Genomic DNA, 14,116 nt, shown 5'->3' on the forward strand with positions numbered 1-14,116 from the left:
AACTGGTCACTGCCATTGACGAGTACGTCGCTCATCACAACAAAGAACCCAAGCCATTCATCTGGACCAAGAGCGCGCGCGACATCCTGCAAAAGGTCATTCGCGCCAATAGCCGCTTAAGTTCCAAACAGAATGCAACACTACACTAGGCGGTTTTTCGGCCCAAGGGAGAAACGTACGATCAGACCATCGCAAGCAAAGGAACCCACCATGAGCAAGATCGCCATCCTCGGCATCACCGGCCGCGTCGGCTCGCGCATCGCCGACGAACTGCTTCGACGCGGCCATTCCGTCACCGGCATTGCGCGCGACGTCTCGAAGGCCCCGGCGCGCCCCGGCCTCGCCGTCCGCCAGGGCGACGCCACCCAGGCGGACGGATTGGCCCCGCTGCTGCGCGGCCACGACGCCGTGGTCAGCGCGACCCGCTTTGCCGGCGGCAGCGATGCCGCCACCGTGATCGACGCCACGACAAAGGCCGAGGTACCGCGCCTGCTGGTGGTCGGTGGCGCGGGCAGCCTCGAGGTCGCGCCCGGCAAGGCATTGGTCGATACGCCCGAATTCCCGGCGGCCTACAAGGCCGAAGCCCTGGCGGGCCGGGCGTTCCTCGACGGGCTGCGCCGCGAAAAGGCGCTGGACTGGACTTTTCTTTCGCCTTCCGCATTGCTGGAGCCGGGCGAACGCACCGGCAGCTTCCGCCTCGGCGACGACCGCCTGCTGGTCGATGCCAAGGGCAGGAGCTGGATCTCGATGGAAGACTACGCCGTCGCGCTGGCCGACGAACTCGAGTCGCCGGAGCATTCGCGCCAGCGCTTCACGGTCGGCTATTGAGCGCCGGGGCCGGCGGTCTGCGCTTCGAGCGTCTTCTTCATGGCGCGCATGCCGTCCGCAATCATGGCGGCGATGGCGCCCGACAGTTCATTGGGCAGCAGGTCGGCGATCCAGACGAGACGGCAGTGCGCGCCGTCTTTGGGGAACACCTGAAGCGAGGCGTTTGTGGTGCGAGAGCCGGCCGCCGCTGGCCGACCACACCACCCGCCGCGCGGCATCGTCGAGGTCGACGATGACTTCACGCGCCACCACGCCGTTGGCGAAGGTCACGATACGGGCGTTGCCATCGAGCCGACAGTCGGTCACGAAGCCAGGCCGTCACAGTCTCCTGCCTCGAAGCCGAGGACGGGCAGTTCAGGCCGGAAGCCGAACACCGGCGAGCATGCCGCGCGGCGCGCCTTCAGCGAGCGACGCCGAGCAGCCGCTCCAGCACTTCGGGCTGCGCGCTCAGCGCGGCGGCGCTGTCGGCATGCACCACGGTGCCGTGGTCCAGCACCACCGCCCTGTCCGAGATCGCGAGGATCGCCTGCGGATGCTGCTCGACGATGATCGCCGCCAGCCCCTCGCCCTGGGTGATGCGGCGGATGGCGCGCAGCAGCTCTTCCACGATGATCGGCGCCAGGCCTTCCAGCGGCTCGTCGAGCAGCAGCAGCCGCGGATTGAGCACCAGCGCCCGTCCGACGGCCAGCATCTGCTGCTCGCCGCCCGAGAGCTGCGTGCCGAGGTTGCTCTTGCGCTCGGCCAGGCGCGGGAACATCTCGTAGACGCGCTTCGCATTCCACTTGCCCGGCCGCTCCACCGCGGTGAGGTTCTCGTTCACCGTCAGCGACTTGAAGATGTTTCGCTCCTGCGGCACCCAGCCGATACCGGCCGCCGCGCGCTGATGCGGCGGCAGCTTGTGCAAGGCCACGCCGGCCAGCGTGATGCTGCCGCCATGCTGGCGCGTGGCGCCGGCCAGCGTGTTGATCAGCGTGGTCTTGCCCGTGCCGTTGCGGCCCAGCAGCGCCAGCGTCTGGCCTTCTCCGAGCGCGAGCGCGACATCGTGCAACACCACCGCCTCGCCGTAGCCGGCGCTCAGGTTCTCGATGCGAAGAAGCTCAGACATGCACGGCTCCTTGTCCGAGATAGACCTCTTTGACCTTCGGGTCGTTGGCGATCGTGTCGGGGTCGCCCTCGGTCAGGAGCGTGCCGTTGACCAGCACCGTCATGCGATCGGCGAAGCTGAAGACCAGGTCCATGTCGTGTTCGATCAGGAGCACCGAGACGTCGGCCGGCAGCGCGGCCACCGTCTCCAGCAGCTCCTCGCGCTCGCCGGCTGGCACGCCCGCCACGGGTTCGTCGAGCAGCAGCACGCGCGGTTCGCAGGCCAGCGCGATCGCGATCTCCAGCAGCCGACGCTTGCCGTAGGCCAGTTGCCGGGTCTGCTGCAGCGCGACGTCGGTCAGATGAAACTGATCCAGCAACTGCTTCGCCCGCTCGATCACCTCCTTCGACGACCCGAGAGGTCGCCACCATTGGCCGCCCAGCCCCAGGTGCTGCGAGACGACCAGTGCCAGCGTTTCCAGCGGCGTCATCGAATCGAACAGCTGGTTGATCTGGAAGGTCCGCACCATGCCGCGCGCCACCCGGCGGTGCGGCGCGAAACGGGTGATGTCCTCGCCCTCCAGGACGATGCGGCCCTCGGTCGGCGTGAGCACGCCCGTCAGCAGATTGATCAGCGTGGTCTTGCCCGCCCCGTTCGGGCCGATCAGCGCATGGCGCGCGCCGCGCCGGAGATTCAGCGTCACGTTGTTGGTGGCCGTGATGCCGCCGAAGCGCATCACGAGCCCGGTCGCGGAAAGGACGATGTCGTTCACGGCCTGGCCCTCCCGCGCGCCCCGAACCAGGTCCAGGGCTTGAGCAGGCGGTCTCGCCCGACCAGCACCAGCAGCACCAGGATCAGGCCGATCCAGAACATCCAGTATTGCGGCGTGACGGTCGACAGCGTGTCCTGCAGCAGCTTGAAGACGATCGCGCCGGTGATGCCGCCATAGAGCCAGCCCACGCCGCCAATGACCAGCATCAGCAGCACGTCGGCCGAGCGGTCGAAGGCCAGCACGTCGAGCGAGGCGAAGCCCGTGGTCTGCGCGAGCAGCGCCCCGGCCGCCCCGGCCACCGCCGCGGCCACGGTATAGATCACCGCCAGCCGCGAGACGACGGGAATGCCGATCGCCATCGCGCGCAGCCGGTTGTCCCGCACGGCCTTGAGCGTGGCGCCGAAAGGCGAATGCACCATCCGGCGCATCAGCAGGAACAACACCAGCATCACACCGAGCGAGTACCACGCGGCCGTGCGGCCATACAGGTCGAAGTCGAAGAGCCCGAGCACCGGTCCCATCACCACGCCCTGCAGGCCGTCGGCGCCGCCGGTCAGCCAGTCGAGCTTGTTCGCCAGTTCGAGCAGCAGCAGGGCCGTGCCGAGCGTGACCATGAGCCGCGTGAGATCGCTGCCGCGCAGGATCGTCACGCTCGCCACCGCGCCGAGCGCGCCCGACAGCACCACGGCGACGAGCAGCCCGACCGTGGGATCGGGCATCACCAGCTTGGCGAAGAGCGCGGCGGCATAGGCGCCGAAGCCGAAGAAGGCCGCATGCCCGAGCGACACGATGCCCGTGTACCCGAGGATCAGGTCGAGCGACATCGCGAACAGCGCGACGATGGCGATCTCGTTGATCATCAAGGCGTGCGAGGGAACGACCGCCGGCAGCGCGAAGGCCAGCGCCCAGACCGCGAACTCCCACGGCCGCCAGCGCGCCTTGCGCGTCAGTGCTTGCTGGAGGTCCATCATCGGCCTCCCTTGCGCGTGAACAGGCCCTGCGGCCGCCACATCAGGATCAGGATCATCAGCAGGTAGACGGTGAAGGCACCCATCTTCGGAATGAAATACTTGCCCGCCACGTCGGCGATCCCCAGCAGCAGCGCGGCCAGCAGCGGACCGGTGATCGACGAGGTGCCGCCCACCGACACCACGATCAGGAAATAGATCATGTACTTGAGCGGAAAGGTCGGATCGAGCCCCAGGATCTCCGCGCCCAGCGCGCCGCCGAGCCCCGCCAGCCCCGAGCCGACCGCGAAGGTCAGCAGGAACACCACGTTGACGTTGATCCCCAGCCCCGCAGCGACGCGCGGATCGTCCACCGCCGCGCGCAAGCGGCTGCCGAAGCGGGTCTTCGAAAGAATCAGCTGCAGCACCACGGTGAGCAGCGCACACACGCCGATGATGAACAGGCGGTAATGCCCCATGCCCAGCAGGAACGCGCCGTCGCCGATCTCGGTGCGGCCACGCAGCCATTCGGGCAGATGGATGTTCTGCTGCGAGGAGCCGACGAAGTAGTCGACGGCGGCCACCGCCATGAAGGCGAGTCCGATCGAGAACAGCACCTGGTCCAGATGCGACTTGCCGTACATCGGGCGGTACAGCGTGCGTTCGAGCAGCGCCCCGGCCGCCCCGACGACGATGAAGGCGAGCGGCAGGCAGGCCAGGAAAGGCACGCCCAGCTTCTCCATCGCGAACACCGTGAGGTAACCGCCCGCCATGGCGAAGGCTCCGTGCGCGAGATTGATGAAGTTCATCAACCCCAGCGTCACCGCAAGACCGACCGCGAGCACGAACAGCAGCATGCCGTAGGCGATGCCGTCAAAGAGAATGGTCAACATATCAGTCGTTCATCGGGCCGCCGCGCAACAACCCGGCCCGCGCGGCGTGGCCCCTTCGGCAAGCACCGCGGAACCGGCTCCGCCGGGCCGCCGGTGCTGCCCCCGGCAGGGGGAAGGCGGCCACGAGAAGCGGGCCCGGCCTGGGGCGAGCTTCATTTTGCTTTGCCCGGATCCTTCACGGCCTTGATCACGTCGAACTCGACGTTGTAGAGCTGGCCATTCTTCTTCTCGACCTTGCGCAGGTACACGTCCTGCACGATGTCGCGGGTCTGCGCATCGATCAGCACCTCGCCGCGCGGACTCTCGAAGACCTGGCCCTTCATCGCCGCCAGCAGCGCGTCGCCGCCGCCCTGGCCCTTGGTGGTCTTGAGCGCCTCGTAGATCACGCGCATGCCGTCATAACCGCCGACGGCCATGAAGTTCGGGCGCATGTTCTTGTTGGCCTTCTCGAAGGCCTCGACGAACTTCTTGTTCATCGCCGACGGATGCGCCGCCGAGTAGTGGTGCGAGGTGACCACGCCGAGCGCGCCGTCGCCCATGTCGTTGAGCTGGTCGTCATCGGTCACGTCGCCGGTGGCGATCAGCCGGATGCCGGCCTTGTCCATGCCGCGCTCCAGGAACTGCTTCATCACCGCCGCGCCGGCGCCCGAGGGCACGAAGACGAAGAGCGCATCGGGCTTGTCGTCGCGCACCTTCTGCAGGAAAGGCGCGAAGTCGGGGTTGCGCAGCGGTACCCGCAGCTTCTCGATCACCTTGCCGCCGTTGAGCTGGAAGCGCTCGCTGAAGAACTTCTCGGCATCGTTGCCGGGGCCGTAGTCGGCCACCAGCGTGACCACCGACTTCACGCCGTTCTTCGGCGCCCAGTCGCCCATGGCGACCGACACCTGCGGCAGCGTGAAGCTGGAACGGATGATGTAGGGCGAAGCCTCCGTGATGCTCGAGGTGGCCGCGGCCATCACGACCTCGGGCGTCTTCGACTGCGTGGCAATCGGCGCCACGGCCAGCGCGAGCGGCGTGAGGCCGAAACCGGCCAGCACATTGACCTTGTCGTTGACCACCAGTTCCTGCGCGATGCGCTTGGTGACATCCGGCAGGCCCGTGTCGTCCTTGACGATCAGCTCGACCTTCTTGCCCGCGACCGTGTCACCGTTCTGCGCCATGTAGAGCCGCGCCGCGGCCTCGATCTGGCGCCCCGTGGAAGCCGACTGCCCCGTCATCGGCAGGATCAGGCCGATCTTGAAGGTGTTGCTCTGGGCATGGGCCAGCGGCATGGCCAGCGCGATGGCGGTCAGGCTCGCGGCCCAGATGAGATGGCGACGTTGCATGGAAAAGGCTCCTATTTCTATGGAAGCAGAACGGGGGGTATTGTGACCAGATGCAAGCGGGCGCGCGCCGCGGCAAACACCTAGCGCCCCGCGCGGACGCCGAGTTTCTGCGCGATCAACGATTGATCTGCGCGATGATCGCACAAAGCCCGCGGCGGGCTCAGAGACTATCGGGACGCCATGCCGAATCGATCGTGATCGTGCCGACCGCGCGCGACACGCACGCGCACATGCGCCGTCCCTGCTCTTTCTCGTGCGCGCTGAGGAACACGTCGCGGTGGTCGATCTCGCCGTCCACGGCAAGAACGTCCACGGCGCAGAGGCCGCATTCGCCGCGCCGACAATCCCACAGCGTCTCCACGCCGGCGGCCTCCAACGTTTCGAGCAAGGTGCCGTCGGCCGGCACGGTGAGGCTCAGGCCGTGGCGCGGAATGCGCACCTCGAAGGCCTGCGCCGCGAGGCGGCCGCTGCTGCCGAAAGTCTCGAAGCGCAGGTCGGCCTGCGCGCGGCCGGCGGCCGCCCATGCGCGCTTGACCGCCTCGAGCATCGGCACCGGCCCACAGGTATAGAGCTGGCCGGCCGGCGGCAACGCCGCGATCTCGGCCGCGAAATCGATGGGTGCGCTCCCGACATGAGCCTGCACGCTGGCCGTTTCACACCGGCCCAACGCCTCCCGCAGCACAGGGAGATAAGCCAGCTCATCCTCGCTGCGCGCGCCATAGAGCATGCGCACGCGAACGCCGCTGCGCGCGGCCAGCGCGCCCAGGCGCTGGGCCATGAAGACCAGCGGCGTGATGCCGATGCCGCCCGCCACAAGTAGATAGCCGGGCGCCTTCTCGTCCAGGCCGAAGTGGCTTTGCGGCTCGCAGACCAGGAGCCGATCGCCCGACGCCAGGCGCCACATCGCCAGCGAGCCGCCCCGGCCGTCGTCGAGGCGTTTCACGGCAATGCGCCACGCCTTCCCGTCGGGCGCCCCGACCAGCGAATAGGAACGCGTCTGCATCCGCCCCGCGCCCGCGTGTCCGACAAGCACCTGCACCTGCAGGTGCGCCCCGGGCTCATGGCCCGCGACGATGCCCGATTCGGGCGTGATCTCGAACTCGCGCACGGTCGGCGTCAGGTCGCGCAAGGCGGTGATGCGCGCGGGCATCCAGTGGGTTTCGCTTTTCATCTTCGCAAGTCTTCAGGCGCGGCGCCGTATGAGTTGTACGCCCGGCAAGGGATGGGATTCGGCGCCGTGCAGCGCCTCGCGGAGGTTGCGCTGCGCGATGCGGCTGTGCTCGCGCATCAGCGCCTCGGCGCGCGAACCTTCGCGGTTCTCGATCGCGTCGAGCACCTGGCCATGCTGGTCCTGCGCGATCAGCAGCATGTCGCGCGCCGCCTGCGAGTTCGCCTGCACGACCACGAAGCCCGAAGGCGACGCGAACGGCAGATTGACCACGCGCTCGAGCTGTTTGGCGATCAGCGCGCTGCCCGACATCTCGGACAGGAGGCGGTGGAACTGCTCATTGAAGGCCACGTAGCGCGAGAAGGCCGCATCGTCGAGCGCGGGGTCGCGCAGCAGTTCGTCGATGCGCCGCAGGCACGCGCGCGCCTCGCGCAACACCACCGGCGAGGCGCCGCGCTCGGCGGCGAGCCGCGCCGACAGGCCCTCGAGCGTGCCGCGCAGTTCGATGGCATCGGACACGTCGCGCTCCGAGAAGGTCCGCACCGCATAGCCGCCGTTGGGCAGGGCTTCGAGCAGGCCTTCCTGTTCGAGCCTCATGAGCGCGCTGCGCACCGGCGTGCGCGAGACGCCGAGCAGCTCGGAAATCGCAACCTCGGCGATGCGCGCCCCGCCCGGCAGCTCGCCGGCCAGCACCATCTCGCGCAGCCGAAGCTGGGCCTTGACCGCCTGCGAGCCGCCGCCCTCCGCAGGCTCGACACCGGGCGCCGCCGCTGCGCTCACGAACGCTCCGCCACGCCGGCGTCCGCCACGGCCCGGATCGGGATGGTCGCCGCGCGCGGCCTTTCCTTCGCGATCATCTGGTCGATGATCCGGCGCGCCCACATGGCGCCGGCGTCGATGTTGAGGTTGTAGAAGCTGTAGTCCGGCCGCTCGTCGATGGCGCGCTGCTGCGCCTCGAGCACGAGCTCGTCCTCGCGGAAGATCCCGGACACGCCCTCGCGCAACTCGTGTGTGAGCCGCTGCTCGCCGATGCAGTAGTTGCGGGCGAAGGCCCAGAAATAGAGGCAGGTCTTGTCGGTCTCGGGCGTGATGGTGTTGAGCACGTAGCCGTTCACGCCGCGGCTCCTGTCGCCGGCCGAGCCCTCGCGCGGCACCGCGCCGCTGCCGGCCTCGGCCACGCCGACGTCGATGTTGACCGTGCAAGGGCCCTCGAAACGAATGATCTGCCAGCGGTCGACCTTGCCCTTGTAGCCGTGCGCATGATGGATCTGCGCGGCCCAGAAAGGCGGCGCGTCGATGTTCTCCATCCAGCGCGTGACCGTGGCCGAATGGTCGCCGTGCGTCGCGACGAAAGGCGCCTCCGCCACCGCGCGGTTGCCGATCGACGAGCCGTGGACGAAGGTCTCGTGCGTCAGGTCCATCAGGTTGTCGACGACCAGCCGGTAGTCGCAGTTCACGCGGATCATCTTGCCGTCGCCGGCCCATTCGGCGTCGTCGTTCCAGTGCATGTCGGGCACCAGCGCCGGGTCGGCCTTGGCCGGGTCGCCCGGCCAGATCCAGACGAAGCGGTGCTTCTCGACGGCCGGATAGGCCCTGACGCAGGCCGAAGGATTCAAGGTCTCCTGGCTCGGCATGAAGGTGCAGCGGCCCTGGCTGTTGTACACCAGCCCGTGGTAGCCGCACACCAGTTCGTCGCCCTCCAGGCGGCCGAGCGACAGCGGCATCAGCCGATGCCAGCAGGCGTCTTCCAGCACGGCGACCTCGCCGTCGGTGCGCCTGTAGAGCACGACCTTCTGGTTGCAGATGGTGCGCGACAGCAGCGCGTGCCTGACCTCGACGTCATAGGCCGCGGCGTACCACGCATTCAGGGGAAATGGGCTCGTGGAGGTGTTCATGGGATACGCAATGTATACAGCGGAAGCCAAAAGTCCAGTCTTTTGACTCATTTCTAGGGAAAACCCCAGGCGCGCTGTATTCAGCATCGGCCCCTCCGGTGCGGATACGATCGACCGTTCTTTTCCAGAAATCGACGGAGCCCATCCATGTCCCAGCACGCCGCCCTGCCTGCCCGCTACGACCACGTCGGCAGCTTCCTGCGTCCCAAGTTCCTGCTCGACGCCCGCGAGCAGAAGGCCAAGGGCGAGATCACGCCCGAGCAGCTTCGCAAGGTCGAAGACAAGGCCATCACCGAGATCGTGAAGTTCCAGGAGGACATCGGCCTCAAGAGCATCACCGACGGCGAATTCCGCCGCACCTACTTCCACATCGACTTCCTCGAGCAGCTCGGCGGCGTGAAGACCGACATCCCCGTCACCATCCGCAAGCCGGACGGCACCGAGGAGCTGGCCCCGCCCGTGATGCGCGTGATCGACAAGGTGCGCCACGCCAAGAACATCCAGCTCGCCGACTTCGAGTACCTCAAGAGCCAGGTGTCCGCCGGCAACACGCCGAAGGTGACCATCCCCTCGCCCACCATGCTGCATTTCCGCGGCGGCCGCGCCGGCATCAGCAGGGAGCACTACCCCGAACTCGACCCCTTCTTCTACGACGACGTGGCCCAGGCCTATGGCGACGAACTGCGTTCGCTGGCCGCGGCCGGTTGCACCTATGTGCAGATGGACGACACCAACCTCGCCTACCTGTGCGACGAGAAGATGCGCGAAGCCGCCCGCCAGCGCGGCGACGACCCCAACGAGCTGCCGCATCGCTATGCCGCCTTCATCAACAAGGTGGTGGCGCAGAAGCCGGCGGGCATGACGCTCGCCATGCACCTGTGCCGCGGCAACTTCAAGAGCACGCACGCCGCGGCCGGCAACTACGAGCCGGTCGCCGAGGCCCTGCTCAAGGAAATGGATCTCGACGCCTACTTCCTCGAATACGACGATGCGCGCTCGGGCGACTTCCGCCCGCTTCGCTTCCTGCCCAAGGGCAAGACCGTGGTGCTCGGCCTCGTGACCACCAAGTTCGGCGAGATGGAAGACAAGGACGAGCTCAAGAGCCGCATCGAGGCCGCCGCCAAGTACGTGCCGCTCGAACAGCTCGCGCTGTCTCCGCAGTGCGGCTTCTCGAGCACGGTGCACGGAAACAACATCGCCGTCGAGGCGCAGCGCGCCAAGCTGCGGCTGGTGGTGGAAACCGCCCGGGAAGTCTGGGGCTCGACCTGAAGGCCTGATCGTGATGAAGTAAGGTCATTGCCATGAAACCGACAATGAAGCTCTTCACCGCCCCCCTCAGCATGTTCGGCGCCAAGGTGCAGATCGCGGCGCTCGAAAAAGGCCTCGCTGTCGAAGCCATCATGGTGCCCTTCGATCGCGACGACAGATACGAGCCGAGGCACCCGGAAGTGCTGCGGATCAATCCGAAGCACCAGGTTCCGATCCTGATCGACGGCGAGGTCGAGATCTTCGACTCGACGCAGATCTTCGAATACCTGGAGGACATCGCGCCCGAACCGCCGCTGTGGCCGGGCGGCCCCGCCCGGCGGGCACTCGCGCGCCAGCTCGAGCACATGTCGGACGAGGTCTTCTTTCCGCACGTGATCCGCCTCATGGGCCTTCAGCACGACATGCAGGGCGAAGCGGCGCAAACCGCCTGCGCGGCGTGCGCGCGTTTCTACGAGCGCATGGAAGAGCGGCTGGCGCAGGGCGACCACCTGGCCGGCCCCTATTCCTTCGCAGACATCGCCTTCTACATGGCACACGTCTTCGCCGACCGCAAGGGCGCCGGCATGACCGATGCCACGCCACGGCTGGTGGCCTGGCGCGACCGCATGGGCGTGCGGCCGCCGGTGCGGCAGGTGGTCGGCCCGATGATGGCGTTCCTCGCGTCGCAGGCGCGTCCGGTCCCCTTGTTCCTCCAATCGATGCTCGACGCGTGAACCGCATCGACGACTGGCTCGACTGGCTGCCTTCGCCATCGCAGCATCTGCTGGTCGTCACCTTCGCGCTGCTGGTCTACGTGCTGACCACGCGCGCACGCCGCGAGCAGCGCGCGCCGACCACGGCGATGGCCTGGGTGATGGGCCTGCTGCTGGTGCCTTATCTGATCCTGCCGACCTACCTGCTGTTCGGCCAGCGCAAGCTGCGGCCCTCGGGCTCGCCGCGCCCGCAGCGCTCCACGCCGATGGGGCACTGGGCCGCCGACCTGATCGAGAGCTTCGGCCTGGCGGCGCCGGGCCGCTGCGCGGTGCGCCTGCATTCCGACGGCGATGCCGCCCGCGAGGCCCTGCGCGAGGTGATCGAGGGCGCGCGCGAACGCATCGACGTGGGCACCTTCATCATCGGCGACGATTCGCTCGGGCACGAAGTCATCAACCGGCTGTCGATGCGCGCGCGCCAGGGCATCAAGGTGCGCGTGCTGCTCGACGGCTTCGGCGCGCTGTCGCTGCCGCGCCATCATTTCGAGACGCTGCGCGATGCCGGCGCCGAGATCGCGGTGTTCCGCCCGCTCTTCAGCCTGCGCCGCGCGGGCCCGCGCAACCTGCGCAACCATCGCAAGGTGACGATCGCGGACGACGGCTGGCTCTGGTCCGGCGGGCGCAACCTGGCGGGCGAATACTTCGTCGGCAACGACGAGTACCCGGTGCCGTGGCGCGATCTGTCCTTCGACATCAAGGGCAGCGTGGCCGCCGCCGCCGCGCGGCAGTTCGACCACGACTGGGCCTCGGTGCGCGGACGCAAGCCGCGCGCCATCGGCGCGGACGTGCCGGATTTCGAGGACGGCGGCCTGGCGCAGTATCTGCCGAGCGGCCCCGACCAGACGGAAGACACGGCCCACGCGCTGCTGATCGATGCCTGCTTCCGCGCCGAGCATCGGCTGCTCGCGATCACCCCCTACTTCGTGCCGGGCGACGGCCTGCGCGACGCACTGCGCCTCGCGGCGCGGCGCGGAGTGCAGGTGACCATCGCCATGCCCGCGCGGTCCAACCACCGGCTCGCCGATTTCGTGCGCGCGCGCGCCATGCGCGATCTCGCGCGCGCCGGCGTCATCTTTCGCATGCTGCCCTTCATGGCGCATGCCAAGGCCGTCGTGGTCGACGAGGAATTCGCGATGTGCGGCTCGATCAACCTCGACATGCGCAGCCTGCTGCTGAACCACGAGTCGGCGGTGGTCTTCTACGGCGAGGCCGAGATCGACTGGTTCGCGCAATGGATCGAAACCACCGCCTCCGCCGGCGCGACCTACAACGCGCGGCGCCCGGGCCTCGTGCGCGACGTGGTCGAAGGGCTGCTGCTCACCGTCGCTTTCCAGCTGTAGGCTTGTTCGTGTAGCTCGCATTGCCGAGTCCGGTGCCGATCGTCAGGACGGCCCAGCGCTTCACGTCCCGCATGAAGGGCAGCTCGCTCAGGCCCTGGACGACGGCGTCGTTGTGCATCAGGGCCACTGTGGCCTCCTTGCGGATCATCGGAATGCGATTGCACAACTCCGTGGGCAGATGAAAGCTGTCGCTCTCCCAGTCGCCCGGCAGGTTCTGCGTCCCGCGCGCGATCGACCCGTCCTGGCGGATGAGGCCCGGGCAGCCGATGCCGATGAAGGGCGAAAGCCGGATGCCTTTTCTCTCGCAGTAGCGGATCTGGTCTTCCAGCATTTCCGCCAGCCGCTCGACCAGCAGCTTGCGATTCGGACCATCGTCGGCGTGGCGCCACTTCTCGCGCCGAATCACCTTCGCGCGCGACAGGTCCGGCGCCTTCCTGATCCGCGTCTTGACGATGCCGCAGCGCACATTGGTGCCGCCGATGTCCAGTGCCAGGATCGCGTCGTTGCCCTCGAGCAGCTGCGGCGGCGCGAGATGCACCCAGCCGAGCAGTCCGCCGTCGTCGGTCTCGTGACAGATTCGCGCCAGCTGGACGTTCACATTCATGTCCTGAAGCATGGCCGAGGCCTGCAGGATCGCGCGCTCGCCGACGTCGCTCTCCGGAAATCCGCCCCCGATCACGATGCGCTCGACGCCTTTCCAGGAGGGCTGGCGCAGGAAGCGGCCGATCACGCCGGCCAGTTCGCCGGCGAACTCCTCGATGGCGGCATGCACCACGTCGCCGGCCTCGGAGGCCCGCCTGGTCTTCAGCGCGGCATYGAGGCTGCTCTTGCTCAAATCCCTGGAATGCACGTTGCCCAGCGGGTCCTTGCCCCGCTTGCGGCGCCGCTGGCGCCAACGCTCCAGCAGTTGCCTGAACGCGGTCTGGCTGGCCTGGTCGCCGACGAAGCCGTCCTTGTCGCGAAGCTGGAGGCTGTAGCCGTCGACGATGACCGTCGGCAATTCGCGGGCGCCATGCACGTCGGGGAGCGGAACGAAATTCTTCATCGGTCAATCGGCCGTCGTTTCGAGAATCAGCCGCGTCGTCTCCTCGGGCGCATCCCAGTGCGGGAAATGCCCGCAGCGTTCGAACCAGTACAGCCGCGCGTCGGGAAAGAGATGCAGCGCGCGCGCCGCCTGCCGCGGCAGGCAGACGCGGTCGTCGCGCCCCCAGCCGATGACGAGCGGCTTGCGCATGCTGCCGCTGGGGGCTCCCAGCTGCGGCGCACCGCGCACCAGATCGGTCAGCAGCGAGTCGATGGACCGCGCCGCCGCACAACTGCGCATTTCCTCCAGCACCAGCGAGGCCGTCAGTAGGTCCGGGCGCATCGAGATCTGGGTCAGGAGCAGCGCCCGCGACCACTCGTGCGCCGTGATGGCGGGCATCGCGAACTGCAGCGCCCGAGCGAGCCTGAGCGACAGCCAGATCGAGGCGTGATAGAGGTGGCGCTCCCAACCGGCCCAGAACCCGCACGGATCGAGCGATACCACCGCCCCCACGACATCGCCCCGCCGCGCGAGTTCGAGCACCAGCCCCGCCCCCATCGCGCTGCCGACGACGTCGGTGCCGAGGAGGTCGTGCTCCTTCAGGAACAGGGTGACCGCATCCGCCATCGTCCGCACCGAGATCTCGCCCGCGAGCGGCGGGCTCTTGCCGAAGCCGGGCAGATCGATCGCGAGCACGCTGCGATGCCCCGCGAGCGGGTCCAGGATGTTCTGCCAGGAACGCCAGTTCCCCCCCAGTCCATGAACCAGGACCAGAGACTTGCCTTGACCGTGTCGCACATAGTTGATCAGCACCGCTCC

The 14,116-nt window shown here is 67.9% G+C and carries 15 protein-coding genes; 4 read left to right on the forward strand and 11 right to left on the reverse strand.

Going from position 1 to position 14,116, the window contains the following annotated elements; translation table 11 throughout:
* The first annotated feature begins 210 nt into the window (after positions 1–210).
* Positions 211–828 carry an NAD(P)-dependent oxidoreductase gene (locus tag AC1DNF_RS16555; RefSeq protein WP_478149697.1) on the forward strand — a complete coding sequence of 206 codons (618 nt, stop codon included), beginning with the start codon at positions 211–213 and terminating at the stop codon, positions 826–828.
* Here the strand turns inward: AC1DNF_RS16555 and AC1DNF_RS16560 are convergent.
* From AC1DNF_RS16560 to AC1DNF_RS16600, 9 genes are all read right to left on the reverse strand, one after another.
* Positions 822–977 (reverse strand): hypothetical protein, encoded by a 156-nt coding sequence (locus AC1DNF_RS16560; protein WP_478149698.1) that lies wholly within the window; start codon positions 975–977, stop codon positions 822–824. The two genes, AC1DNF_RS16555 and AC1DNF_RS16560, sit on opposite strands and share 7 nt — an antisense overlap.
* A 251-nt stretch (positions 978–1,228) precedes the next feature.
* The gene (locus tag AC1DNF_RS16565; protein WP_478149699.1) at positions 1,229–1,933 is read right to left on the reverse strand and encodes an ABC transporter ATP-binding protein; all 705 of its coding nucleotides are present in this window, start codon (positions 1,931–1,933) and stop codon (positions 1,229–1,231) included.
* Complete coding sequence (locus tag AC1DNF_RS16570) at positions 1,926–2,684, reverse strand: ABC transporter ATP-binding protein (protein ID WP_478149700.1); 759 nt, start codon at positions 2,682–2,684, stop codon at positions 1,926–1,928. Before AC1DNF_RS16570 ends, AC1DNF_RS16565 begins: the two co-directional genes overlap by 8 nt.
* Positions 2,681–3,652, reverse strand: a complete 972-nt coding sequence (locus AC1DNF_RS16575; RefSeq protein WP_478149701.1) for a branched-chain amino acid ABC transporter permease — start codon at positions 3,650–3,652, stop codon at positions 2,681–2,683. Before AC1DNF_RS16575 ends, AC1DNF_RS16570 begins: the two co-directional genes overlap by 4 nt.
* A complete protein-coding gene (locus AC1DNF_RS16580; RefSeq protein ID WP_478149702.1) occupies positions 3,652–4,524 on the reverse strand; it encodes a branched-chain amino acid ABC transporter permease in 873 nt (290 codons plus the stop codon). Before AC1DNF_RS16580 ends, AC1DNF_RS16575 begins: the two co-directional genes overlap by 1 nt.
* A gap of 152 nt (positions 4,525–4,676) precedes the next feature.
* Complete coding sequence (locus tag AC1DNF_RS16585; protein ID WP_478149703.1) at positions 4,677–5,849, reverse strand: ABC transporter substrate-binding protein; 1,173 nt, start codon at positions 5,847–5,849, stop codon at positions 4,677–4,679.
* A gap of 160 nt (positions 5,850–6,009) precedes the next feature.
* On the reverse strand, positions 6,010–7,020 hold the full coding sequence (locus AC1DNF_RS16590; RefSeq protein ID WP_478149704.1) for a PDR/VanB family oxidoreductase: 1,011 nt from the start codon (positions 7,018–7,020) through the stop codon (positions 6,010–6,012).
* Positions 7,021–7,032: 12 nt separating this feature from the next.
* Positions 7,033–7,797, reverse strand: a complete 765-nt coding sequence (locus tag AC1DNF_RS16595) for a GntR family transcriptional regulator (protein WP_478149705.1) — start codon at positions 7,795–7,797, stop codon at positions 7,033–7,035.
* Positions 7,794–8,912 carry an aromatic ring-hydroxylating dioxygenase subunit alpha gene (locus AC1DNF_RS16600; protein ID WP_478149706.1) on the reverse strand — a complete coding sequence of 373 codons (1,119 nt, stop codon included), beginning with the start codon at positions 8,910–8,912 and terminating at the stop codon, positions 7,794–7,796. Before AC1DNF_RS16600 ends, AC1DNF_RS16595 begins: the two co-directional genes overlap by 4 nt.
* 147 nt (positions 8,913–9,059) lie before the next feature.
* On the opposite strand from AC1DNF_RS16600, the gene AC1DNF_RS16605 reads away from it, so the two are divergent.
* From AC1DNF_RS16605 to AC1DNF_RS16615, 3 genes are read left to right on the forward strand one after another with little or no spacing between them, the layout of a single operon-like run.
* The gene (locus AC1DNF_RS16605) at positions 9,060–10,181 is read left to right on the forward strand and encodes a 5-methyltetrahydropteroyltriglutamate--homocysteine S-methyltransferase (RefSeq protein ID WP_478149707.1); all 1,122 of its coding nucleotides are present in this window, start codon (positions 9,060–9,062) and stop codon (positions 10,179–10,181) included.
* A gap of 32 nt (positions 10,182–10,213) precedes the next feature.
* Positions 10,214–10,894, forward strand: a complete 681-nt coding sequence (locus tag AC1DNF_RS16610) for a glutathione S-transferase family protein (RefSeq protein WP_478149708.1) — start codon at positions 10,214–10,216, stop codon at positions 10,892–10,894.
* A complete protein-coding gene (locus AC1DNF_RS16615) occupies positions 10,891–12,273 on the forward strand; it encodes a phospholipase D-like domain-containing protein (RefSeq protein ID WP_478149709.1) in 1,383 nt (460 codons plus the stop codon). Before AC1DNF_RS16610 ends, AC1DNF_RS16615 begins: the two co-directional genes overlap by 4 nt.
* Here the strand turns inward: AC1DNF_RS16615 and AC1DNF_RS16620 are convergent.
* Both AC1DNF_RS16620 and AC1DNF_RS16625 read right to left on the reverse strand, forming a co-directional pair.
* The gene (locus AC1DNF_RS16620) at positions 12,251–13,318 is read right to left on the reverse strand and encodes an ROK family protein (protein ID WP_478149710.1); all 1,068 of its coding nucleotides are present in this window, start codon (positions 13,316–13,318) and stop codon (positions 12,251–12,253) included. The two genes, AC1DNF_RS16615 and AC1DNF_RS16620, sit on opposite strands and share 23 nt — an antisense overlap.
* Before the next feature lie 3 nt (positions 13,319–13,321).
* Positions 13,322–14,110 (reverse strand): alpha/beta fold hydrolase, encoded by a 789-nt coding sequence (locus AC1DNF_RS16625; RefSeq protein WP_478149711.1) that lies wholly within the window; start codon positions 14,108–14,110, stop codon positions 13,322–13,324.
* Between the last annotated feature and the right edge of the window lie 6 nt (positions 14,111–14,116).

It is taken from the genome of Variovorax sp. 01T432 (assembly GCF_056398605.1).

What these genes read in the sequence shown, in the direction of transcription:
- AC1DNF_RS16600 (WP_478149706.1), bottom strand. Translation starts at nt 8,912, where the DNA reads ATGAACACCTCCACGAGCCCATTTCCCCTGAATGCGTGGTACGCCGCG.
- AC1DNF_RS16580 (WP_478149702.1), bottom strand. Translation starts at nt 4,524, where the DNA reads ATGTTGACCATTCTCTTTGACGGCATCGCCTACGGCATGCTGCTGTTC.
- AC1DNF_RS16590 (WP_478149704.1), bottom strand. Translation starts at nt 7,020, where the DNA reads ATGAAAAGCGAAACCCACTGGATGCCCGCGCGCATCACCGCCTTGCGC.
- AC1DNF_RS16575 (WP_478149701.1), bottom strand. Translation starts at nt 3,652, where the DNA reads ATGGACCTCCAGCAAGCACTGACGCGCAAGGCGCGCTGGCGGCCGTGG.
- AC1DNF_RS16585 (WP_478149703.1), bottom strand. Translation starts at nt 5,849, where the DNA reads ATGCAACGTCGCCATCTCATCTGGGCCGCGAGCCTGACCGCCATCGCG.
- AC1DNF_RS16610 (WP_478149708.1), top strand. Translation starts at nt 10,214, where the DNA reads ATGAAACCGACAATGAAGCTCTTCACCGCCCCCCTCAGCATGTTCGGC.
- AC1DNF_RS16605 (WP_478149707.1), top strand. Translation starts at nt 9,060, where the DNA reads ATGTCCCAGCACGCCGCCCTGCCTGCCCGCTACGACCACGTCGGCAGC.
- AC1DNF_RS16565 (WP_478149699.1), bottom strand. Translation starts at nt 1,933, where the DNA reads ATGTCTGAGCTTCTTCGCATCGAGAACCTGAGCGCCGGCTACGGCGAG.
- AC1DNF_RS16555 (WP_478149697.1), top strand. Translation starts at nt 211, where the DNA reads ATGAGCAAGATCGCCATCCTCGGCATCACCGGCCGCGTCGGCTCGCGC.